The sequence below is a fragment of the Aquibacillus albus genome, assembly GCF_016908325.1.
Lineage (GTDB): Bacteria > Bacillota > Bacilli > Bacillales > Amphibacillaceae > Aquibacillus_A > Aquibacillus_A albus.
The window spans coordinates 96,452-120,582 of the sequence record NZ_JAFBDR010000001.1 but is presented as its reverse complement, the minus strand read 5'-3'; the positions used below and the strand labels follow the sequence as shown (position 1 = coordinate 120,582).

22 protein-coding genes, 6 tRNA genes and 1 other annotated feature are annotated in these 24,131 nt (G+C 34.6%); of the genes, 4 read left to right on the top strand and 24 right to left on the bottom strand.

The genetic code is table 11. The features are described from left to right. Positions 1-38: 38 nt before the first annotated feature. From sodA to JOC48_RS00600, 9 genes are all read right to left on the bottom strand, one after another. Positions 39-650 carry a superoxide dismutase SodA gene (sodA, locus tag JOC48_RS00640; RefSeq protein WP_204497105.1) on the bottom strand — a complete coding sequence of 204 codons (612 nt, stop codon included), beginning with the start codon at positions 648-650 and terminating at the stop codon, positions 39-41. Positions 651-861: 211 nt separating this feature from the next. Further along, positions 862-934: transfer RNA gene (locus JOC48_RS00635), tRNA-Phe, on the bottom strand. A 72-nt stretch (positions 935-1,006) separates the two neighbouring features. Then, positions 1,007-1,099 (bottom strand) — tRNA-Ser (locus JOC48_RS00630). A 7-nt stretch (positions 1,100-1,106) separates the two neighbouring features. After that, positions 1,107-1,183: transfer RNA gene (locus JOC48_RS00625), tRNA-Ile, on the bottom strand. Positions 1,184-1,200: 17 nt separating this feature from the next. Further along, positions 1,201-1,276: transfer RNA gene (locus tag JOC48_RS00620), tRNA-His, on the bottom strand. Positions 1,277-1,285: 9 nt separating this feature from the next. Beyond that, positions 1,286-1,362 (bottom strand) — tRNA-Met (locus tag JOC48_RS00615). Positions 1,363-1,365: 3 nt separating this feature from the next. Then, positions 1,366-1,440 (bottom strand) — tRNA-Asn (locus JOC48_RS00610). A gap of 217 nt (positions 1,441-1,657) precedes the next feature. Continuing rightward, entirely contained in the window at positions 1,658-3,286 is a 1,629-nt protein-coding gene (locus JOC48_RS00605) for a Na/Pi cotransporter family protein (RefSeq protein WP_204497104.1), read from the bottom strand. A 209-nt stretch (positions 3,287-3,495) separates the two neighbouring features. Further along, positions 3,496-4,122 carry an NfeD family protein gene (locus JOC48_RS00600; protein ID WP_204497103.1) on the bottom strand — a complete coding sequence of 209 codons (627 nt, stop codon included), beginning with the start codon at positions 4,120-4,122 and terminating at the stop codon, positions 3,496-3,498. 113 nt (positions 4,123-4,235) lie between these two features. On the opposite strand from JOC48_RS00600, the gene JOC48_RS00595 reads away from it, so the two are divergent. Further along, positions 4,236-4,652, top strand: a complete 417-nt coding sequence (locus tag JOC48_RS00595) for a hypothetical protein (protein WP_204497102.1) — start codon at positions 4,236-4,238, stop codon at positions 4,650-4,652. 97 nt (positions 4,653-4,749) lie between these two features. Further along, positions 4,750-5,853, top strand: a complete 1,104-nt coding sequence (gene ispG / locus JOC48_RS00590; protein ID WP_204497101.1) for a flavodoxin-dependent (E)-4-hydroxy-3-methylbut-2-enyl-diphosphate synthase — start codon at positions 4,750-4,752, stop codon at positions 5,851-5,853. A 201-nt stretch (positions 5,854-6,054) separates the two neighbouring features. On the opposite strand, the gene JOC48_RS00585 is transcribed toward ispG, so the two are convergent. Beyond that, positions 6,055-6,498: a DUF4190 domain-containing protein gene (locus tag JOC48_RS00585; protein WP_204497100.1), complete on the bottom strand. Its 444-nt coding sequence runs from the start codon at positions 6,496-6,498 to the stop codon at positions 6,055-6,057. A 98-nt stretch (positions 6,499-6,596) separates the two neighbouring features. Next, a complete protein-coding gene (locus tag JOC48_RS00580; protein ID WP_204497099.1) occupies positions 6,597-7,301 on the bottom strand; it encodes a transglycosylase SLT domain-containing protein in 705 nt (234 codons plus the stop codon). Positions 7,302-7,540: 239 nt separating this feature from the next. Here JOC48_RS00580 and JOC48_RS00575 point away from each other — a divergent pair, with 239 nt between their 5' ends. Further along, positions 7,541-7,825: a DUF2624 family protein gene (locus JOC48_RS00575; protein ID WP_204497098.1), complete on the top strand. Its 285-nt coding sequence runs from the start codon at positions 7,541-7,543 to the stop codon at positions 7,823-7,825. 103 nt (positions 7,826-7,928) lie between these two features. Here JOC48_RS00575 and JOC48_RS00570 read toward each other — a convergent pair whose 3' ends face one another. Both JOC48_RS00570 and JOC48_RS00565 read right to left on the bottom strand, forming a co-directional pair. Then, positions 7,929-8,819: a deoxyribonuclease IV gene (locus tag JOC48_RS00570; RefSeq protein WP_204497097.1), complete on the bottom strand. Its 891-nt coding sequence runs from the start codon at positions 8,817-8,819 to the stop codon at positions 7,929-7,931. Positions 8,820-8,866: 47 nt separating this feature from the next. Then, positions 8,867-10,180, bottom strand: coding sequence for a DEAD/DEAH box helicase (locus JOC48_RS00565; protein WP_204497096.1), 1,314 nt, complete (start codon positions 10,178-10,180; stop codon positions 8,867-8,869). Between the two features lie 234 nt (positions 10,181-10,414). Here JOC48_RS00565 and JOC48_RS00560 point away from each other — a divergent pair, with 234 nt between their 5' ends. Continuing rightward, complete coding sequence (locus JOC48_RS00560) at positions 10,415-11,359, top strand: 4-hydroxy-3-methylbut-2-enyl diphosphate reductase (protein WP_204497095.1); 945 nt, start codon at positions 10,415-10,417, stop codon at positions 11,357-11,359. A gap of 86 nt (positions 11,360-11,445) precedes the next feature. Here JOC48_RS00560 and JOC48_RS00555 read toward each other — a convergent pair whose 3' ends face one another. The 11 genes from JOC48_RS00555 to era form a co-directional block, all read right to left on the bottom strand. Further along, positions 11,446-12,567, bottom strand: a complete 1,122-nt coding sequence (locus JOC48_RS00555) for a Nif3-like dinuclear metal center hexameric protein (RefSeq protein ID WP_204497094.1) — start codon at positions 12,565-12,567, stop codon at positions 11,446-11,448. After that, complete coding sequence (locus tag JOC48_RS00550; RefSeq protein ID WP_204497093.1) at positions 12,542-13,270, bottom strand: tRNA (adenine(22)-N(1))-methyltransferase; 729 nt, start codon at positions 13,268-13,270, stop codon at positions 12,542-12,544. The genes JOC48_RS00555 and JOC48_RS00550 overlap by 26 nt, the downstream gene beginning before the upstream one ends. Before the next feature lie 62 nt (positions 13,271-13,332). Further along, positions 13,333-13,710, bottom strand: a complete 378-nt coding sequence (gene cccA, locus JOC48_RS00545; protein WP_204497092.1) for a cytochrome c550 — start codon at positions 13,708-13,710, stop codon at positions 13,333-13,335. Positions 13,711-14,406: 696 nt separating this feature from the next. Next, on the bottom strand, positions 14,407-15,528 hold the full coding sequence (gene rpoD / locus JOC48_RS00540) for an RNA polymerase sigma factor RpoD (RefSeq protein WP_204497091.1): 1,122 nt from the start codon (positions 15,526-15,528) through the stop codon (positions 14,407-14,409). A 42-nt stretch (positions 15,529-15,570) separates the two neighbouring features. Continuing rightward, positions 15,571-17,391: a DNA primase gene (gene dnaG / locus JOC48_RS00535; protein WP_204497090.1), complete on the bottom strand. Its 1,821-nt coding sequence runs from the start codon at positions 17,389-17,391 to the stop codon at positions 15,571-15,573. Positions 17,392-17,842: 451 nt separating this feature from the next. Next, entirely contained in the window at positions 17,843-18,649 is an 807-nt protein-coding gene (locus tag JOC48_RS00530; RefSeq protein ID WP_204497089.1) for a pyruvate, water dikinase regulatory protein, read from the bottom strand. Positions 18,650-18,794: 145 nt separating this feature from the next. Further along, positions 18,795-20,882, bottom strand: a complete 2,088-nt coding sequence (glyS, locus tag JOC48_RS00525) for a glycine--tRNA ligase subunit beta (RefSeq protein WP_204497088.1) — start codon at positions 20,880-20,882, stop codon at positions 18,795-18,797. Then, positions 20,869-21,762: a glycine--tRNA ligase subunit alpha gene (gene glyQ / locus JOC48_RS00520; protein ID WP_204497087.1), complete on the bottom strand. Its 894-nt coding sequence runs from the start codon at positions 21,760-21,762 to the stop codon at positions 20,869-20,871. Before glyQ ends, glyS begins: the two co-directional genes overlap by 14 nt. Positions 21,763-21,845: 83 nt before the next feature. Continuing rightward, positions 21,846-22,019: a binding site (T-box leader), on the bottom strand. 55 nt (positions 22,020-22,074) lie between these two features. Next, positions 22,075-22,818, bottom strand: coding sequence for a DNA repair protein RecO (gene recO / locus JOC48_RS00515; protein WP_204497086.1), 744 nt, complete (start codon positions 22,816-22,818; stop codon positions 22,075-22,077). 26 nt (positions 22,819-22,844) lie between these two features. Beyond that, positions 22,845-22,988: a YqzL family protein gene (locus JOC48_RS00510; protein WP_204497085.1), complete on the bottom strand. Its 144-nt coding sequence runs from the start codon at positions 22,986-22,988 to the stop codon at positions 22,845-22,847. A gap of 102 nt (positions 22,989-23,090) precedes the next feature. Beyond that, complete coding sequence (era, locus tag JOC48_RS00505) at positions 23,091-24,002, bottom strand: GTPase Era (RefSeq protein WP_204497084.1); 912 nt, start codon at positions 24,000-24,002, stop codon at positions 23,091-23,093. Positions 24,003-24,131: the final 129 nt, after the last annotated feature.

Below are 24,131 nucleotides of genomic sequence, written 5' to 3'. Positions count from 1 at the left end.
TCAATCCATAAAGATTGATAGCGTAAAGATTATACAAGTTATTTTGCTGCTTCGTAAAGTTTTGATACTTCATCCCAATTAACTACATTCCAGAATGCAGCGATATAGTCAGGACGTCTATTTTGATAATTTAAATAATAAGCATGCTCCCAAACATCAAGTCCTAATATTGGTGTCTTTCCTTCCATTACTGGTGTGTCTTGGTTTGGTGTACTAGTTACTTCTATTTCACCATTATTTACAACTAACCAAGCCCAACCAGAACCAAAACGACCAGCTGCTGCTGCTGCAAATTCTTCTTTGAATTTGTCAAAGCTTCCAAATTTATCGTTTATTTTGCTTGCTAACTCACCAGTTGGTTCTCCTCCTCCGTTTGGAGAAAGTAATGTCCAGAACAAGCTGTGATTAGCATGTCCACCGCCATTATTTCTAACAGCAGTACGAATTTCTGCAGGAACACTGTCTAAGTCAGAAAGCAGCTGTTCTAATGACTTATCTTGAAGATCAGAATGTCCTTCTAAAGCACCGTTTAACTTTGTTACATAAGTGTTATGGTGTTTCGTGTGGTGGATGTTCATTGTCTCCTTATCAATATGAGGCTCTAAAGCATCATACGCATAAGGTAGTTCAGGTAGTTCAAATTTTGCCATTTTTATTCCTCCTTTAATGTGTTTATGTAAGAAAAACGTAAACTGTTGTCCACGTTTATCCTTTCAAGGAAAGATTATCAAAGCATTCTATAACATGCAACTGATTTGCTTCCAATCATTTCTCATATTAATAGATCTCAAACAACCTCTCTAAGTTAATACCATAATCCACGAAACAAAAAAACAAGCTAAAATTAGCTTGTTTAATAAGTGGCTCGGGACGGAATCGAACCGCCGACACACGGATTTTCAGTCCGTTGCTCTACCGACTGAGCTACCGAGCCATTGTATAATTTTTTATATAATTCTTCCTCTGCTCGTCGCATAACACTTCTTGAATTAGTTTAATATGTATATGGCGGAGGAGGAGGGATTCGAACCCCCGCGGGCCGTGAAGCCCCTGGCGGTTTTCAAGACCGCTCCCTTCAGCCGGACTTGGGTACTCCTCCGCGATTATGGTGGACCCTGCAGGACTCGAACCTGCGACCGATCGGTTATGAGCCGATAGCTCTAACCAGCTGAGCTAAGGGTCCTATATAAACATTTTTTTTGGGGCGACCGGTGGGAATCGAACCCACGAATGCCGGAACCACAATCCGGTGCGTTAACCACTTCGCCACGACCGCCATATTTATTGGTAGCGGCGGAGGGGATCGAACCCCCGACCTCACGGGTATGAACCGTACGCTCTCGCCAGCTGAGCTACACCGCCATATGGCTCCACAGGTAGGATTCGAACCTACGACCAATCGGTTAACAGCCGATTGCTCTACCACTGAGCTACTGTGGAATAATTTAAGGTTGATTATTTAAGCGACGAAATATAATATAACATGGATAGAATTGAATGTCAATAATCAACCTACCAACAAACAGGCAACATGATTAATATAGCATGTCCTAAATACCTAATCAAGGTTTTTTTAATAATTTTTCCCAAATGACAAATGAAAAAACATCCCCTGTTAGTCTTGATCTCTAAAAGGGAATGCCTCTAGATAATATGATCATTTTTTTCCTAAAACCACTTCTGCAATATTAACAGCGTGATCTCCAATCCGTTCTAGATTACTAATAATATCGACAAACACAATTCCGGCTGTTCCTGTACATACACCTTCATTTAATCGAATGATATGTTTTTTCCTGTACGCTCGTTCCATTTTATCAATTTCATCTTCTTTTTGTATAACCTCAAGAGCAGCTACTCTATCTATGTTACCTAATGCTTCTATTGCTTGTTTAACTGTAATAAGTGTTAAATCAAGCATCTCATTTACATCATCTTTTGCTTGTTCAGTAATAATTACTCTATTTGAAATTTTATAATCAATTAATTCAATTATATTTTCAAAGTGATCCCCAATTCGTTCTATATCACGAACTGAATCAATCAGGAGAGAATGTTTCGCTCTATCTGCTTCTGAAAATGGAGTTCCTAATAATGCAACCAAATAATTTGTAATTTCCCGATCTAAGTTATTTAAAGCACCTTCAATTTGGAGTGCCATATCAGCATGTTTTTGTTGGTGGTTATTTAAATAAAGGCTCGTTTCACTTAGGCCTTCATATGCATATTCTCCCATTCGAATTACTTCCTTTTTTGCTTGGTCTAATGCAAATGAAGGTGACTGTTGGATAAAAATTGAATCTAAATGAATCGGCTTATATTTAACAACTACGTCTTCTCCAGGGATTAATTTAGTAACAATGTAAGCTATTGCAGCAATAAATGGAAATTGTATAATTGTGTTAGATATATTAAAAGTACCGTGGGCAAAAGCTATTGTCATTTCAGGGTTCAAATTTAGTTGATTCTCTAAAAATGCAGTAAACTTAGTAAAGAACTCTAAAAAGATTAAGCAAATTATTGTTCCCATCACGTTAAAAATAACGTGTGTGAACGCAGCTCTCTTTGCAGCGATTGATGCTCCAATAGAAGCTAATACAGCAGTAATTGTTGTACCAATATTATCACCAAATAGAACAGGTAATGCAGCAGTCAATTCAACTGCACCTTGATCATACAAGCCTTGTAAAATCCCAACAGTAGCGCTTGAACTTTGGACAATAAAAGTAAATAAAGTTCCGATTACAATACCAAGAATTGGGTTTTCACTCAAACTAACTGTTAAGTCATGAAAAGCTTGTACATCACGTAGAGGTTTCATTCCAACGCTCATCAGCCCTAAGCCATAAAATAATGATCCAAATCCAAATACAGCCTGTCCAATATTTGATACTTTGATATTCTTAAAAAAATACATTAAAAATGCACCAGCTGCCATGATCGATAGTGCATATTCACCAATATCAATCCCTATGATAAATGCCGTAACAGTAGTACCTATGTTTGCACCCATAATTACGCCAATGGACTGTCTAAGTGTCATAAAACCTGCATTTACTAATCCAACCGTAAGTACTGTAGTACCTGAGCTACTCTGAATTAGGATGGTGACAATAATTCCAGCTAAAACACCCATTAAGGGATTACTAGTAAAGCGATTTAATATATCCCTTAACTTATCACCAGCTGTTTTTTGCAGGCCTTCCCCCATATATTTAATTCCTAATAGAAAGATTCCCAATCCCCCAATAAATTCTAAAACAAGTACATGTACATTTATGTCCAAGGAATCTCATCCTTTCATTTACAATTTTCAAAAAATTGAACTACACCCTTTTCATTATTTATTAAATATTAACGTATTGCAAAAATTTCTTATTTTTTAAAATGATGGCTTACATAAAAAACCAAACTATATATCAAAATAAATCCTTTAAGAGAGCTTTCCACAAAAAAAGTATTACTTTTTGTAAAAGCAATACTTTTTAACTGTTTTTAAATTTTTGATATGAGTATCCTTGTACCATCCACATGATCGACCTTAATTGGAGTACCACTTTTTATCCAATGGCCATTAGTTATGGCACTGTACTCTTTGTCCTCAATTTTTATTGTACCAATTGGGCGCATGTCAGTGACAGTTACCCCTGTTTTATTTAATAGGGCTTCATAAGATTTGTTCATTGTATTATACCCTTGTTCTCCTGTCATACGATCAAGTAAAGTCAGTTTTGTCCACATGTCCCTTTTTTTAAAGACCTTTAAGAAAAACAGTGAACACAACCCTCCTATAATAATTCCAATAACAGCGTATGTTCCAGCCACCCAATTGGGAGAGCTTAAGCCAACAGATATTATCATACAAACGACACCAATTGTAGCTAAAGTACCATCATTTATCAATTTGCCATCAATAATAATTAAAACAATGCCTAAAAAATAAACAATCATCAACAATATAAACATTCCTGGGTCTAAATAGGACATGAAATATACTGTAATAAATCCTAAGCCTAATAACCCAAAAAAACCTTTCATATTAACCAATATTTCACCCAATAAAAATAACGTACCAAGTCCAACTACTATGAAGCTTAACCAATCCGCTGATAAACTACTCATCCCGACAACTCCTTCCCATATACATAAGATACGTTTTATTATCTTCTTTGGTTTCATAAAGGATTTTTAAAAAAATGTAGAATTATTATATAATGACCAAGGAGGAATAAACGATGAACACTTTGAAAAAAATTTTTCTTACAATACTTACTTTATTATTTATAATTAGTATTTTTAAAGACCTAACTGTTGGTACAGTTATCCAACCAATAAATCAAGTTCCACTTGACCCATCAGAAAAACAGGAAGAGCAATCAAATGAGGAAAACCATCCAGAGGTAACGTCTAGCAGTAAGAAAGATCAGAATGTATATATGGAAACAGATCGTTATCAAGTTATTCAACAAACCACGAAACCTGGTGATACCGTTTTATCTATCATCGATTCTCTTAATCAAAACATTTCATCAGTCCAAATGGAACAAATTATACATGACTTTGAGCAGTTAAATCCTGGAGTTAACCCACATCAAATAGAACCGAACAGCTCCTATTTTTTCCCTGTTTATAAGTCTGACTTTGAAAATTAAAGTTTGTTACTTCTCATTTTATTCTATTGCCATTATAATGGATAATGGTACTTGATACTTATTTTTTGTTCGCGATTAAAAAGGAGCGATTGATGTTATGGCTTTTACTCACAGAAAAGACACACGCCCAGTTAAAGTGGGGAACGTTGTGATTGGTGGAAGAGATGAAGTAGTTATTCAATCAATGACAACTACTAAAACACATGATATTGAGGCAACTGTTGAAGAAATTCATCGTTTAGAAGAGGCCGGTTGCCAAGTAGTTCGTGTTGCTTGTCCAGATGAACGTGCAGCAAATGCTATTCCTGAAATTAAAAAGCGTATTAATATCCCTTTAGTTGTTGATATACATTTCAATTATAAATTGGCTCTAAAAGCAATTGAAGGTGGAGCAGATAAAATCAGAATTAATCCAGGAAACATTGGTAAAAGGGAACGTGTCGAAGCTGTTGTTAACGCTGCAAAGGAAAAAGGAATTCCAATTCGAATTGGTGTGAATGCTGGTTCACTTGAGAGACACATATTAGAAAAGTATGGATACCCTACTGCCGATGGAATGGTTGAAAGTGCATTACACCACATAAAAATTCTTGAGGATTTAGATTTCCATGATATTATTGTTTCTCTAAAAGCATCGGATGTTCGTCTAGCTATTGAAGCGTATGAAAAAGCTGCTGAAGTAATTCCTTACCCGCTTCACTTAGGAATAACCGAATCAGGAACGCTTTTTGCAGGAAGTATTAAAAGTGCTGCTGGGATGGGTGCAATTTTAAGTAAAGGAATTGGCAGCACGATGAGAATATCATTGAGTGCAGACCCAGTACAAGAAGTTAAAGTAGCACGGGAATTACTAAAAACGTTTGGTCTAGCATCTAATGCTGCCACGCTAATTTCTTGTCCAACTTGTGGAAGAATTGAAATTGACTTGATTAAAATTGCAAATGAAGTAGAAGAATACATTTCTACCATAAAAGCACCAATTAAGGTTGCAGTTTTAGGATGTGCTGTAAACGGGCCTGGTGAAGCTCGAGAAGCTGATATTGGCATAGCCGGTGCCCGCGGTGAAGGATTATTGTTTAGGCACGGGGAAATCATTCGAAAAGTCCCTGAAGAAATCATGGTAGAGGAACTTAAAAAGGAAGTAGATCAAATTGCAAAAGAGTATTTAGAAAAACAAGAAGAAGAACAAAAAAGCTTATAAAACGGTTCAACGATTAAAACAACCTTAGAAAACTTGGCTAATGCCATGCCTTTAGGCGCAAGTGATAATCTAGTTGCGCTTATACTTAGTTCCTAAAATATATCGATAATCTTCGGTGCTAAAATTTTATACTTTCCTAACGTGCAAAAAAAATCCTGGGTCTCAATTAGACCCAGGATTTTTTATAACAAATGCTGCTTATCAGACAAATGGTGCAATAAACAACGTAATAATAATCGAAATTGCACCAGCAATAATCGCTGTATTACCTAAAGTGTCAGCACCTCGATTTCTAGAAACAAAACCAAATATTATCCCAGCAGCCCCTAATATTACCGGCATCATAAAAAATGAAAGTGCTGCTAAGATAATGGCTAACCAACCAAAACCGGTTCTTACTTCTGACTTCATTTCTGTTTCTTGCTCATCGGCTTTTATAGGTCGGTTAAACTCACCTGCTGTTAACTCTTGTGCTACTTCTTCATCTCTTTTATAAGCTTCATCCAGGGAATAAAGATCTTCGTCCTCCACAATAGGCTTTTGTGCTCCTTGCTGATAACCAGTGGTGACATCAGGCTCTTCTTCCCCAAATTTTGGGGCTTCTTCGACTTCCTCGTTTCTATCCTTGCGATACGATTCGTCCATGCTAAGACCCTCCTTTTCGAGGTGCCTTTCTATTTTATGGACTTTATCGATTTTATTACAAGGTAAATATCACTAACTAAGATAATTTCTACCAAAAACTAATTAGCCATCGCTATTGTAGGGTGAGCTTTTGCGTTCGTCTGAATAGTTACTGCATAATCACTCTTAGCATGTCCATTGTTTTTTTTATACGTTTTTAACCCTTGTATTCCGCGGTGATAAGCCGTTAATGTTTCATCCCAGTTTTCATATTGATGATATAAAAAATCTAAATAAACAATAGATAATTGCATGGAATAATATGGATCAAATAATAACTCATCTTTATAAGGCAAACCAGCCATATCTGCAATCCATGGCGCCGTGTTCTTCATAAATTGTGCAATTCCATAAGCATGTCCATATTTTGTTTCTGGACCAACTAGTTCAGGATTAAACGTTCCACCTGTTTCTACTTTAAGCAATTCAAAAACAATATAAGGATCAATATCAAACTTTTGAGACTCCTTGATTAAATACAATGCCCAAGACTTCTTAAAATTACCTTCACTTGCTTCAACCAAACCCTCGGCCTTTTCAACTAAATTTGGCCATGTATAATATCCATTTTCCCCGTCATCATTCACCTGTAATGTCTGTAAATATTTTTTTTCTGCTTTCAAGCGATTATTTTCTTGTTTTAACCCTTGATTTTCTTGTTTTAATTCAGATAGTTGTTCCTTGTATGATTTATCAATAGACAATACATACATTCCTCCGACTACTATAACAACGATTATTAAAATTTTATATAGGTGTTTCATCAATTACACTCCCTTTTTGACTGTATTTGATGAGTTTGGTTACTTTCCAGGCTCATATACTAACTAATTTTAGTAAGAAAAGCAATCAATTCACCTTTATTTTTACAAACTTGGTTAGTACAAAGCTTTTATTGTCTTCTATTACCTACTGCTTTACATTATTTAATTTTAATTAAAGGAACAATTTTTCTAATTTTCACATAAACTATGGATGTGTAAAAATGATTAAGGGGATTTTTATGAATAATTTTATCCATAGTATGATGACAAAGAAATTAAAAAGTATTACTCCAGATGAATTAAAGAAATATGGTGACTTATATAATATTTCTTTAACTACAAAACAAGCAGAGGCAATTATAAGTTACTTGAGAAAAACAGATTTAGATCCTCTAAGCGAAAAAGACCGCATAACATTTTTTAAAAAACTTGCAGAGATTACAAACATAGAAACAGCACAAAAAGCTCAGCGTCTGTTTGTAAAGTTGATCAAACAATACGGAGTAGAATCTTGGTTTAAATAATTTATAACAACTACATTTTTCTTTCACAGAATGTGTAGCTGTTATTTATTATTTATTAATAAAAATAAGGCTAACGCACCATAGAGTAGCGTTAGCCTTATTTTTATTGATTCATGATTTTCTCCTTTAATTCCGTTACAAAACTTTCGCCTTTTAACATTTCAATTTCAAATTTATATGGAGGTTTCTTATTTTTCTTATCTTCGCCAACATAAGGAGTTTCTAATATTTTTGGTAAATCATCTAGCTGTGGATGATGTACTACGTAACGAAGTGCATCAAATCCAATATGACCAAAACCAATATTCTCGTGCCTATCTTTATGTGCACCTTGTTCATTTTTACTATCATTAACATGAATAACCTTTAATCGATCCATACCAATTATTTTATCAAACTGATCTAACACACCGTCAAAATCATGGATGACATCATATCCAGCATCATGAACGTGACAAGTGTCTAAACAGATGGATAATTTGTCGTTTAATGTAACCCCATCAATGATTGTCGCAAGTTCATCAAATGTACGCCCTACTTCTGAACCTTTACCAGCCATTGTTTCCAATGCAATTTGAACCTTTTGATTAGGGATAAGAACTTCATTTAATCCCTCGATAATCTTTGCTATCCCTTTTTCGGCTCCTTCACCCACGTGTGATCCAGGATGAAGTACAATTTGCTCTGCACCAATTGCTTCTGCTCGTTCAATTTCACTTCGAAGAAAACGCACACCTAAATCAAAGGTTTCTGGTTTAGTTGTGTTACCAATATTGATAATGTAGGGTGCATGGACTACGATATCTATAATGTCGTTATCTTTCATATGTTGAAATCCTGCTTCTATGTTTAATTCTTCAATTGGTTTTCTTCGTGTATTTTGAGGTGCTCCAGTGTATATCATAAAAGTATTTGCACCATAAGAAGCAGCTTCCTCACTAGATCCTAACAACATTTTCTTTCCACTCATCGAAACATGTGAACCTATTTTCATTTCTACACCTCTCTCCTTTTTCTTAACCAATCGTACCACATTTCGACTTATTTTTTAGGTTTCGTGTTTCGATTTATTTTCTTCTTCGTTTTCTCTTGCTGTAACTTCATTTTTTTCTTATAGCCAGGCTTTACTTTTTTTGGTTTTCGAACTTTTCTCCAAGCTTCCTTTTCTACTTCGTTTTCTTTTTTCTTTCTTTTTACTCGTTCATTCCAGGATTTTGATTCCAGCCACTCCCCTTTTTTTACATCATAGCTTTGGAAAGATAGCCCTTTCTTTTCCAGTTTTTCTATCAAGGGCAAATCCTCATCTTTATAAAGACTAATGGCTGTACCTTCCATACCAGCTCGAGCCGTTCTACCAACACGATGAATATAAAATTCTTCCTCTTTTGGCATCTGCGCATTAATAACATGACTAACACCTTTTATATCAATTCCTCTTGCGGCTAAATCAGTAGCTACAATATATTGATATCTTAGGCTTTGAATATCCTTTAGCACACGTTTTCTTTCACGAGGGGTTAATCCTCCATGAATGATACCAACTTCCATACCTTTGTCTAATAATTCTTCAGCTAACTCATTAGCTAATTCTTTCCCATTCGTAAATATAATCGCTAAATACGGTTGAATGGCTTCTGAGATTCGATAGACCACTTCCGATGTAGGCTGATGCCTTAAAGGTACTAACCGATGCTCCATTGTTTCAGGTGATAGTTGGTCTTCCATTTTAAAATAAGATGGATTTTCTAAATATTTCTTCAAAAATGGCTGTAATCGTTCTGGGATTGTCGCTGAAAAAACTAATACTTGAATCCTTTGATCAGCTCGAACAAGCATTTGATCTACCTCTTTAATAAAGCCCAAATCCAACATAAGGTCTGCTTCGTCAACAACAAATGATTTTGCAGAATAAATATCCAATGCCCCTTCTTCGATTAAATCTAAAATTCTACCTGGGGTTCCAACAACAATTTGGGGCTGCTCTTTCAATTTTTCTATCGACCGTTTTTTATCTGTACCACCAATAAATAATTTAGCCGACCATACATTCTCTTTCTCAGCAAATTTGATTATGTTTTTCACTTCATCAAAGATTTGAATAGCCAACTCCCTTGTTGGAGCTGTAACTACAAACTGAACTTCTTTTTTTTCTTCCACTAATTGATTGAAAAGAGGTAATAAATAAGAATGAGTTTTACCAGATCCTGTGTGTGATTGTCCAATTACACTTTCACCTCTTAATACAGCAGGGATAACCTTCTGCTGTATAGGGGTAGGATCGTAAAAGCCTAATTTATCAATAACTTCATTCATCATGGGTGATAACGCATATTGTTTAAATAAGTGATTCTGCATGTTAATACTCCTTTAACGATTTTTATAATATAAAAACTATAAATTCTCTACATATTCCCAATACATGTAATATTTTCTTTTAGTAAATCATTTTCTATTATAGGATAGTACAAGCTAAATTGCACATAGTGTATTATATATTATCTTTGTCAACTTGTAGTTTTGCCTTTATAATGAAACTAATGCCTAAACAATCAAACAATCTCATATTCATGATATAAAGGGGGAAATGACATGGAAGTAATCAAAATTGCTCCTCGTGGTTATTGTTATGGAGTAGTAGATGCGATGGTGATTGCACAGAATGCAGTTAAGGATACAAATTTACCCCGTCCTATCTATATCCTAGGCATGATTGTTCATAATTCACATGTAACGGATGCATTTAAAAACGAAGGTGTTATAACTCTTGATGGCAAAAACCGAGCTGAATTGCTTGAAGAAATTGAGGAAGGGACGGTCATTTTTACTGCACATGGGGTATCACCTCAAGTAAAAGATCGAGCACGTGAGAAAGGATTAACAGTACTTGATGCTACTTGCCCTGATGTAACTCGTACCCATGATTTAATAAGAGATAAAGTAAAAGAGAATTATGAAGTCGTGTATATCGGTAAAAAAGGACATCCTGAACCCGAAGGAGCTATTGGTGTAGCACCAGATCATGTTCATCTCGTTCAAACAGAAGAAGATGTGAAACAACTACAACTTGACAATGACAAAATTTTAGTTACCAATCAAACAACAATGAGTCAATGGGATGTCTATGATGTGATGCAAAAAGTAAAAGAGAAATACCCACAAACTGAAATGATCCAAGAAATTTGCATGGCAACCCAAGTGCGACAAGAAGCTGTTGCTGAACAAGCAAAAGAAGCAGACTTGACACTTGTCGTTGGAGATCCTAGAAGTAATAATTCAAATCGACTTGCACAAGTCTCAGAAGAGCTTGCAGGAACTGTAGCATATCGAATAGCTGATGTGTCTGAAATTAAGCTAGAATGGCTAAAGGGAGTAAATAAAGTAGCTGTAACTGCAGGTGCTTCAACACCAACTCCTATTACAAAAGAAGTTATTAAATTCATAGAAAATTACAATAATGAAGATAATTCAACTTGGGATCTCAGATCTAAAGTTGAACAGCATAAAATCTTACCAAAAGTAAAAGCAAAAAAATAAAACAATAAAGTGGCTGTTGTAACAGCCACTTTATTGTTTTACACAGGCTCTTTTTGTATTCCTTGTTGTTTGTTAGAAAACAGCCTTTACATGAATTGAAAAGGTTCTGTATTTTCTTTGGAAACGATTACTTGGACAGAAGCATCTAAATCCGTTATTTTATCTTCTAAAAAGAACTTAACAGACTCCCTCATGAACTTTTCAACATGGTGTCCCGGATCGATGACATGTAACCCCATTTGCCATGCATCTTGTGCTTCATGAAAGGTCATATCCCCTGTCACATAGACATCTGCTCCCATACGTTTAGCTACATGAATAAATCCTTTACCACTTCCGCCTAATAAAGCAACTTTTTTAATCTTACTTTCTAGATCACCTGTAACACGTAGTGCTGGAACTTCAAACTTGTTTTTAACAAATTCACAAAAGTCTCCTAACGACATGGATTCTTTTAAGGAACCAATTCGTCCCGCACCAATTTTTTCACCATTATTTAAAAGCGGAATCAAATCATAAGCTACCTCTTCATATGGATGTGCATCCTTCAATACTGCTAATAGACTTGACAACTGATTCTCTTTAATAATCGTTTCCAACTTTATTTCGTTTACTTTTTCTATTTCACCTTTTTCACCGATAAATGGATTAGTACCTTCTAAGGCTTTAAATGCTCCTACTCCTTTTGACTGAAACGAACAATGACTATACTGACCGATATGCCCAGCACCAGCATCACCAAGTGCTGAAGTAACATTCGCTGCGTGTGTTTCTGGAACATATACAATTAACTTGATTAATTTCTCTGTTTCAGATTTTATTAGAACATCCGTTTTATCTATGTTTAATTTTTTCATTAAAATATCACTTACACCACCAGTGACAATATCTAAATTTGTATGTGCCGCATAAACCGTAATATTATGTTTTAATAATTTTTCAATAATTCTACCTTTCGGATGATTAATATCCACTTGTTTTAGTGGTTCAAATAAAAGGGGATGATGGGCAATAATTAAATCAACATTTTTTTCAATCGCTTCATTTACTACATTTTCAAGTACGTCCAGTGTTACCATCACTTTTTTCACAGGTTTATTTAACGATCCGACCTGTAAACCAACATTGTCCCATTCATAAGCAAGGTGCTTTGGTGCCCAAGATTCAAATAGAGTAATTAATTTACTGGCTGGAATGGCTTTGCCCATGATCTAAAACCTCCTGAATCAATTGAATTTCTGATTCGAATTGACTAATTTTTTGATAATCAGGTGATTTAGCCTTTTTCATTTGACTAACTGCTCGTTCCCTTTTTTCTTTTTCAATTACCCATTTTTGTTTAAATGGCTCTGATTTCTCTTGTAATAAAAATGGTCCAAAGAGAAATTCATTTTGGATAAAATCTTCTGAATATGGGATATCAGGAATTCCTTTATCGGCTATAAGTATTTCATAGATGTGACCATCTTCTTCAATAATTTTTTCATTTATTAACTCAAAATTATTTAAATGAAACCATTTCCTTATAGCCATAGCATCCATATTAGGTTGTGCGATAATACGTTCAACACTTCCTAATTTATCTTTCCCAGTCTCTAATATATGACTAATCAGGCTTCCGCCCATACCTGCTATAACCAATTGAGCCACTTCATCTTCCTGTAAAACCGATAATCCATCCCCTTTTCGGACATCTATTCGATCCATAAGATTAAAGGATTCGACCGTACGTTTCGCACGTTGATAAGGGCCATCGTTTACTTCCCCCGCAATTGCTTTTGCACTCAAATTATTTAAACAAACATAACATGGCAAATAAGCATGATCAGAACCAATATCCGCAAAAATAGCCTCTTCAGGCAAAAAGGAAGCGATCATCTGTAATCGATCGGAAAGCATGATTTCGTTCATAAAAAAGACCTCCAAAGCATTAAAAATAAAAGCTCTCTGAATGACAGAAAGCTTTTATTTTATCATTTATTGTTTTCTGCTAACCAAGACGCTAGCACTTCTGCTTCTTCGTTACTGATTGTTGGTACCATACTAGGCATGGAAGTTCCTGGAATACCATTTTTGATTATGTCAAGAATTTCTTCCTGCGTATATTTGTTGCCAACGTCTTGCAGTGACGGCGCAGAACCTCCACCAGCTAAATCTGTACCATGACAACCAATACAACTTTGCGCAATTGCTTCTGGCTCTCTTGGTTCAGCATCTGTTTGTTCTCCACCATTTTCATGAGCTAATTCAATTTTTTCCTGCTGATCTAATCCAACAACAGCAAGAATGATCATTGCAAGTATTCCCAACACTGCTATGATGGCATAAGGGATAACTGGGTTTCTTTTCATCAATATGTCCTCCTTATGTAATCTCCTCATTAAGTTGTTTAAACAAAACTTGATACCCGACTAAGTTTTATTACTAACAAAACTACCTATATTTTACTTTAAAATGACAACAGTTGAAAGGAAAAAAGTGTGACATCTTAAATTTTTTACTACTTTTTATATTATTATTATGAAAATTTTTATACTTTTTAATCAAAAAGCAGTTAATATAGCAACTATTAAACCGATAACCCCTGAATGTTTATACCATCCAATTACAACCCATAAGCAAAAAAATATTTAAGATTTAACTAAAAAAACGACTAATAAAATGATAAATAATGATAAAAATGGAAAATATCTTTGTTTTCTGTAGGAATTCAGATAAATCACATAAGATATTATCACAAAAAATAAAAGTAAGACAGTTTGCATTACGTCGTTCAATTCAGTAAAATAAATGACAAGAAATGTTAAAAGTAATAAACATATTTGAATCAACTGAAGAAATAATTTTGACTTTTTCTTTTAGCCAATGATTCTTTTATCATCGCCTTGTGAATACAAGGCTAATAAGAAATCACAGTACCAGATGGAAGTAATTATAATGCTTCCAATAGTAAATTCATTCTTGTCAAATCACTCACTTCTTTCAAGTGAAATAAAAATGCACAGCCATTGCACCCACAATGACTGAGCTAATATACAAATACTTCATCATTCAAGGAAATCTTTTAATCGTTTACTACGACTTGGATGACGGAGTTTGCGAAGAGCTTTGGCTTCGATTTGTCTAATTCTTTCTCTTGTTACACCAAACACTTTACCAACTTCTTCTAGTGTTCGTGTTCGTCCATCGTCTAACCCAAATCGTAATCGCAGAACATTTTCTTCGCGATCAGTTAACGTATCAAGAACGTCTTCAAGCTGTTCCTTCAATAATTCATATGCAGCGTGATCAGATGGTGAGGTTGCCTCTTGATCTTCAATAAAATCGCCAAGATGTGAATCATCTTCTTCACCAATCGGTGTTTCAAGAGAAACTGGCTCCTGAGCTATCTTTAAAATTTCGCGAACTTTATCAGGGGTTAATTCCATTTCTTTAGCAATTTCTTCTGGAGTCGGCTCTCTTCCCAAGTCTTGCAATAATTGTCTTTGAACACGAATTAATTTGTTAATCGTCTCCACCATATGCACAGGAATTCGAATGGTTCTGGCCTGATCTGCAATCGCACGAGTAATCGCCTGTCTAATCCACCATGTTGCATAGGTACTAAACTTATACCCCTTTCGGTAATCAAACTTTTCAACTGCTTTTATTAAGCCCATATTTCCTTCTTGAATTAAGTCAAGAAACAACATACCTCTTCCAACATATCTCTTTGCTATACTTACTACCAAGCGCAAATTTGCTTCAGCTAATCGACGTTTGGCTTCTTCTTCTCCCTCTTCAATCCTCTTAGCTAAATTAATCTCTTCAGCTGCTGATAATAAATCAACCCGTCCTATTTCTTTCAAGTACATTCTTACTGGGTCATTTATTTTAATACCTAGAGGAACACTAAGGTCGTTTAAGTCAAATTCTTCTTCCTTTGAAAGTTGTTGCATACTTGGATCCTCTTCTGAATCACCAATTACTTCTATTCCTTGTTCATTAAGGTACTCATAATATTCGTCCATTTGATCAGATTCTAACTCAAAATTGGATAAACGCTCTGCCACTTCTTCATATGCCAGAATCCCTCTTTTTTTCCCAAGTTCAAGTATCTGCTCTTTTGCTTGATCTAACGTAAGTTCAGTATCATTTTCTTTTGAACGTGATGGCTTATTATTTGCCATGAGTCCCCCTCCTTCCAGTCTTGCTTAATTAACTTTCTATCATCACAGATTTGATTTTTTGATTTGCCTCTGTATCTCTACGATTTCCATTCCTATTTGTGCAGCCTTTACTGAATCATTTTGTTTTTCAGCTTCCTTTTGCTCAGCCTTTAAAGATTTAATTTTAGCATGATGACTTTGTTCTGAAAGAATAGTCCAAATGTAGTCATTAATTTCCTTATCACTTATATTGCTATGGATAGGTACCATTGCTATCTGAACGACTAAGTGCTGAAGCGAAGAATCAGGTAAATTTTCAATAAAGTGACTGACGTTTGGCTCATGTCCAGCTTCATAATAAGCATATAAATAAGTAACAATCACTTTATGTTCATCTACATTAAAAGAAGCCCCTAACTCTTCCTTTACTTTTTCTGCTATTGAAAAATCATGAAGCATATAAGCAAGTAGCTGCCTTTCTGCATTATGAAAAGCTGGCAACATTTTTTTTGTTTGAAATGTATCTTTTGTCACCTTAGTATGGCTAACTTGTTGTTGCTTATCCTGCTTAAAGCCTATCTTTTGCCTACGAGATCGGATTTCCTCATCTAAAACCTTAGAAGACAATTCAAACTCGTTAGCAAGCTCTTTTAAAAAGTGCTCTCTTTCAATTGGCCTTTCTATTAAGGCCAACTCATCAAGTACTCTTTCAACATATTGTATGCGATCTCCTTCTAATTTTAAGTTATAATCTTTTCTAAAATATCTTATTATAAATGCCATGTACGTATCACTTGAAGTAATAACGTCATTTTTAAATCGTTCTGCCCCATATAATTGAATATATTCATCAGGATCTAAATTATCTGGCATTGATGCAACTTTTACATGACACCCAACATTTTTTAATAATTTTGCTGCTTTAAAAGACGCCTGTAACCCTGCACGATCAGCATCGTAACAGATAATAACCGTATCTACATACCTTCTTAAAAGCTTTGCTTGTGATTCAGTTATAGAAGTACCCAATGTTGCAATTCCATTTTGAATCCCAGCTTTATATGCTGAAATAACGTCCATATATCCTTCAAATAAAACGGCTTCTTGTTCCTTTCGAATAGAAGCTCTTGCCAAATCAAAATTGTACAGTAAACTTCCCTTTCGGAATAAATCAGATTCAGGACTATTTAGATACTTTGGTTCCTGGTCCGAAATCGTCCTTCCGCCAAACCCAATGCTTTTACCTAAATGGTTTCGAATAGGAAAGATAACTCTACCGCGAAATCTATCAGTAGCCTGATTTTGATCATTGACAGTTAAAACACCTGCTTTAACCATTAATTGACGATGAAATCCCTTCTTCTCGAGGAATTCAGCTATGAATTCTTTTGAATTTGGTGAAAATCCAAGCTGAAACCTATCAATCACCTCATCATTAAACCCGCGACTTATCAAATAGTTGTATCCTTCTTTACCTTCTTTTGTATGTCTCAATAAATGATGGTATAATTTTGTTAACCATTCGAAAGCTTTCAAAACATTTTCTTGTTCTTTATTATGATGACCTTCTTGATTGGGGTGTAAGTTGTCTGGTAATGTGTGTCCACTTTTAGCAGCTAAGTGTTGAATTGCTTGATAAAAGGTAAAACCTTCAATCTCCATGATGAAGGTTACTGCATTTCCTCCTTTTCCACAACCAAAACAGTGGAAGATTTGTTTTTCTTGTGTGACGGAAAAAGATGGTGTTTTTTCACCATGAAAAGGGCACAACCCAAAAAAGTTTCTGCCCTGTTTTTTCAACTGGACATATTCCCCGATTACATCCACAATATCATTAGAATTACGTATTTCTTCAATTGTCTCTTCTGGAATTTGATTAGACATTTAAAAATCACCATATTTTATTTTTATTCTAGATTAATAACAAAAACCCTTCATCTTCGACAAATTTTTTTATGATGAATAAAAAAATTTTAACTTTACTTTTATAGTAATACCTCTAAATTAAGGATAATAAACCTTTTTAGAATTAGCATTTTGTCGAAAAAGTTATTCTTATTAGCTAAAACTAAAACAGTGCCATAATATTTATTCTACAATGAAGGTTATATTCCTGCTTTTAATTCAATGTTTTATTACTAATGGATAGTATGTAGGAAATTAAACTTTTATTAGGATGTATAGAAACATTTTTTCACAAATTCTAATTATAATACAATTATTTTAAAATTGCTAACATTTTTTTGATATTTTCTTTTAAAAACTGATGAAAGGCCTAACCACAAAATTTGTTTTATTAAAAACAGCTGTGATCAGACCCTTGTTGTATGATTTATCAGTTTTTCAGATAATTATTTAAAATAACATTTGCTGTCTCCTCGACAGCTTTGTTTGATACATCAATAACAGGACAACCTATTCGGTCAATTATAGATTGAAAATGACGTAACTCCTGATTAATTCTATCGATATTTGCATAACTTGATTGATCTCTTAATCCTAGTGCCTTTAACCGTTCTTTTCGAACATCATTCAGCTTTTCTGAGCTAATTCTTAACCCAACGCACTTGTTAGGATTAACAGAAAATAATTGTTTTGGAGGTTCTACCTCAGGTACGATAGGGACATTCGCAACTTTCAGACGTTTATGTGCCAAATATTGTGATAATGGAGTTTTCGATGTTCGCGATACACCTATTAAAACAATATCAGCTTGTGTAATCCCTTTAGGGTCTCTACCGTCATCATATCTGACTGCAAACTCAATTGCTTCTACTCGTTTAAAGTAATCCTCGTCAAGCTTGTGTACCAATCCCGGCTCTAGCCTTGGTTTTTGGTTAAATGAACGTTCCATAGCAGCCATCATAGGGCCCATGATATCAATACATTCAACCTTTGCTAAATTTGCCTCTTTGATCAAATAATTTCTGAGAGATGGATCTACAAGTGTAAAACCTATGATACCAGCTTGTTCTTTTGCTTGTATAATCGCACCCCTTAGTACTCTTTCTTCTTGAACATAAGGAAAACGGTACATTATATAGTCACTATCGGAAATAAATTGACTTAATGCTGCTTTTATAACAAATTCTGCTGTTTCACCGACAGAATCAGAAATAACAAAAACAGTAGGTTTTTTCATCGGCATGTAGCCTCCCATAACGTCCACTCTTCGTTGTCGACCAAAAAGGTATTTAAACAGCTCGTTTTCAATAAATGTATGAACACGGACTTGAACGTAAAATAAAAGAAAAAATCATTTGGCTTAGCATTGTCTTTCAAGTCGTTTAGTACTGTTGTTTCCATTGTACTTTTGTTAAATCTGCAAATGTAAAGACCATACTTGCTATTTTATTCAGTAACGAGAGTCGATTATGCTTGATTTTTTCATCTTCAACCATTACCATCGTATGATCAAAAAATTCATGTATCGGTGTAGATAAGTGACTAACAATATTAACCGCTTCCCTCGCGTTACCTTGTTCCATTACTTTTCCATACTTACTTTCTACCTCATTAAAGGATTCGAATAATTTCTTTTCATATTCATTTTGGAATAAATTAGGATCCACACCAGTATCTTTACCTTTAGAAGCTAAATTAAGCACACGGACAAAAGCCTCTTGGACATCTTTAAATGATTCATCCTGTTTCATTTCCATCAGTAGCTTTGCTTTTTCTAATGTGAATGCAAAATTCTCTAGATCACTGGCAAGAATAGCATCGATAATATCCTGATCAATATTTTCCTCCTTTAATATATAAGAAGCCCTTCCTTTGAAGAATTCACGAACAGTCTGGTTAACTTCCTCCTTATTAATAGTTTTAATATCGTCATTATCAATAATAGATTGTGTTGATTCGAACAAGGATTCCAGGTTAATTTTCCATTCTTTTTCATTTATAATTTGTAATATTCCGAGTGCCTGTCTTCGAAGAGCGTATGGATCTTGTGAACCACTTGGTAATATACCAACAGATATACAACCGATAATGGTATCCAATTTATCAGCAATACTTACAATTGCTCCCTCCGTTGAATTTGGCAAACGGTCATTAGCATGCCTCGGCATATAATGTTCATTAATTGCTGTCGCAACTGCCTTATTTTCACCAAAAAGTCTTGCGTACTTTTCCCCCATAATTCCTTGGAGCTCTGTAAATTCATTTACCATATTTGTTACCAGATCAAATTTACAAATTTCAGCTGCACGTATTACATTTTTAGTTTCCTCAGGACTTAAGTGCAGCAAGTCAGTCATTTCTTTTGAAATAGCAACTACTCTATTTACTTTGTCAGCAATGGTACCAAGTTTTTCTTGAAATACCATTCTTTTTAATTTATCTAAGTTCTGTTTTATTGTTTGCTTTTGATCTTCTTCATAAAAGAATCTTGCATCTGACAATCTTGCACGAAGTACTTTCTCGTTACCTTTAGCTACTGTTTCAATAAATTGATCATCACCATTTCGCACAGCTACAAAGTTTGGCAGTAATGTTCCATTTTTTGAACGAACTGGAAAATACCGTTGATGTTCTTTCATGGAAGTAATTAAAGCTTCCTCTGGAACAGTTAAAAATTCTTCACTAAAAGAACCATAGAATACAGTAGGATATTCAACAAGATGTCTAACCTCATCAAGTAAGCTGTCATCAATCATGATTTCCCAATTCATTTCCTGCTCTATATTTTTTAATTCCTCTAATATTCTTTTCTTTCTTTCGGCTGAGTTAGCGATGACATATTGTTCTTTCAATGTATGTTCATAATCTAAAGCATCCAACAACTGAATCTTTTCTCCTAAAAACCGATGTCCGTATGAATAATTACTTGATTTAACATCAGCAATTTCCATCGGAATAATCTTTGAATCATTTAAGGCCACAATCCATCGAATTGGTCTAGCATACCGAATATTTAATTCGCCCCATCGCATATTTTTGGGAAAAGTTAGACTTAATAAAGTATCTTTAAACCCAGGTAATAATTCTTCTGTCTCCTGGCCCTTAATATATTTATTAACGAATACATACTCTGTACCCTTTATTTCTTTAAAATAAATATCATCTACTGATTTTCCTTGTCCTTTTGTAAATCCAATTGCAGCCTTGGACCAATTACCTTCTTCGTCTTGGGCAATTTTTTTTGCAGGTCCTCTTGCTTCTTCTTCTTGATCAGGTTGTTTAGATGCAACTCCTTTCAGAAGAATAGCTAATCTTCGAGGTGTTACAAAAGTCTGAATCTCTTCATATGGCAAACGTAGGTTTTCTAACCATTCTATTGATTTTTGCTCTAATTGCTGTTGTGCATCGTTTAAAAATCGAGCTGGCATTTCTTCTAATCCAATTTCAAATAAAATATTAGATGTTGTCATTATCTGCCGCCTCCTTCTTTAACATTGGAAATCCAAGACGTTCTCTTTCTTCAACATACAACTTGGCAATCTCTCTCGCCAAATTACGAACCCTAGAAATGTAACCGGTTCTTTCTGTTACTGAAATAACACCTTTGGCATCCAAAAGATTAAATGTATGGGAACATTTAAGAACATAATCGTACGCAGGAAAAACCAAACCCTTCTCCATTGTTTGTTTGGCTTCATCCTCATAGGTACTAAATAAATCAAAGAGCATATCTGTGTTTGATTCCTCAAATGTGTATTTCGAATGCTCATATTCTGGTTGGTAAAAAATATCTCCTACCGTCACTCCATCAGTCCATTCCAGATCAAACACATTTTCTTTGTCTTGAATATAGGATGCCAATCTTTCAATACCATAAGTTAACTCAACAGCGACTGGCTTTGCTTCTAAACCACCAATTTGCTGAAAATATGTGAACTGAGTAATTTCCATTCCATCAAGCCATACTTCCCAACCTAACCCAGCAGCACCTAGTGTAGGGTTTTCCCAATTGTCCTCAACAAATCGAATATCATGTTTTAATGGATCAATTCCTAAAGCTTGTAATGAATCTAAATAAAGTTCTTGAATATTGTCAGGTGAAGGCTTCATGATCACCTGAAACTGGTGGTGCTGATACAAACGATTAGGGTTTTGTCCATAACGCCCATCAGCTGGTCTTCTAGAAGGTTCTACATACGCAACATTCCATGGTTCTGGCCCTAAGCTTCTTAACAATGTCATCGGTGACATGGTTCCTGCTCCTTTTTCCACATCATATGCTTGCATAAGAACACAATTTTGATCAGACCAATGTTTTTGCAAGGTTAAAATCATCTCTTGAATATTCATTATTTAATTCCCTCCATCAATTCTAATGTGTTGGGCCAATTTACAGTATAAAAAATCCCGTCCCTATGTTTTCAATTGGAAAACATAGGGACGGGATTACCGCGGTTCCACCCTAATTGCTATTCTTTACTTAGAATAGCCACTTTCTTTTTATGCTCAGAAGTGCCTTCCTTAAGCTTTCTATATCCAGCTTACACCACCCTGGACTCGCTTAAAATAGAATATTCTTAAGTACTACTCTTCTTCAATGCAAACGTGTCAAATTTGTTATAAATCATACTTAAAATTTAAACATTTGTCAATAAAAAATAACTATTGCAATAAATCTAATTGCTTCAAAAACTTTTTAGATTTCAAATAATATCCACCATAACGATCATAATAATCTTCCATTAACTGTTTTAACAATTGTTTATTTTCATCTTTAACAGAAATACTTCCAATTCTTTCAATATCTATTTCAGAGAAAATATAAAGGAGCTTGAAAAGATGTTCCGATAAAGCGATAGCAGTACTATCCTTCCATTGGCACCTCGGACATAAAACACCACCCTCTTGAACAGAAAAATGATATGGTGTTTGTTTTGTACTACAGTTAACACATTGATGAATAACTGGAGCAAAACCCGCTTTTTTATACATCTTCCATTCATATATCATCGACAAAACTTCAGGGTCTTTATCCTCTGCAATCCATTGGTATGTCTTTAACAATTGTTTATAATGAAAAGCATCTGGCTGTTTTTCTTCTAATAATTTGTCAGTAAGTTCAGCTATGTAACTAGCATAAGCAGTTTTGATGATATCTTCCCTTATTTTTCGTAAAGGGGTTAATACTTCCCCTTGTTGCAAGGTACCTAAATTTGTTCCTATTTGTAATAAAAATGTTCCATGAATAAATGGCTGCGTAATCGCAGCCATTCGACTTTTGGGTTTTTTGGCTCCCCTTGCTACCAAGCCAACTTTTCCTTTTTCCATCGTGAACAGTGTAACAATTTTATGTGTTTCCCCATAATCCTGTGTACGTAAAACAACTCCTTCGACCTTTTCAAACAAAGCCTCACACATCCCCTAAATTCAACTTACATTTGTCTATCCAATTCGGTAACCTCATCATCCATGTGGAATGAATCATCTTCATTATAGATATCTTCAAGTTCTTTCATTAGTAAATAGGTTTCAATGTTTCCTGTTTGACTAAAGATTTTCCAAGAAAAGTCTATCACAAGAAAACTCCACCTTTCTATAATCAGTTTAAAAAATGTACCTTATTTATAGAGTTACCTAGTCTGTGTAAAGAATGAGTAAAAAAATTTACCAACTTTGTCTTAGTACTCTTCATTACTAAACCCGTATTCATTCAACTGGTGTTGCCTATTTCTCCAATCCTTCTGTACTTTTACCCAGAGCTCCAAAAAAACTTTTGTTCCAAGTAAAGACTCAATGTCTTCCCTCGCTCGCATACCAATTTCTTTCAACATCGAACCTTGTTTTCCGATTATGATACCTTTTTGTGACTTTCTTTCCGTAACAATTGTTGCTTGAATAAGAACTTTTTCCGATCTTTCTTTTTGTTCGATATTTTCAATCACAACTGCAATGGAGTGCGGGATTTCCTCTCTCGTTAACTGTAAAGCTTTTTCACGAATCAGCTCGCTGATAATAAACCTTTCTGGGTGGTCTGTTATTTGATCTTCCGGATAATATTGTGGCCCCTCCGGTAACCGTTGCTTGATTTGTGTTAGCAAATTTTCAACGTTATTTCCTTCTAATGCCGATATAGGAATAATTTCTTCAAAATCGTACTTGTCCTTATATTCATTGATTAGTGGTAATAGCTTGTTAGGATGAACCTTGTCAATTTTATTAATGATTAGAAATACTGGATTGTTTACGTTTTGGAGTCGTTCAAGTATAAATTGATCTCCTTTACCAAACCCTTCCTCCGCATTAATCATAAACATGACAACATCTACTTCATTTAAAGTATTTTCTGCTACTTTTACCATGAAATCACCCAATTTATGTTTTGGTTTGTGAATTCCTGGTGTATCAATAAAAATAAATTGTGCATCAGATTCTGTTAAAACACCTTGAATTTTATTTCTTGTTGTTTGTGGTTTATCACTCATAATGGCTATCTTTTGCCCAATAACGTGATTCATAAATGTTGATTTTCCAACATTTGGTCTACCGATAATGGTGATAAAACCAGACTTGAACGCTTGCGCTTGATCCATGTTGCTTCCTCCATTACTACTATGTTCGATTCATTTTATTAGATATTTTTATTTTACTATAAAATACGTATCCATTTCATACATTCGACAAAAACTCTATAAAAATGATGACATAAATATTTTTGAAAA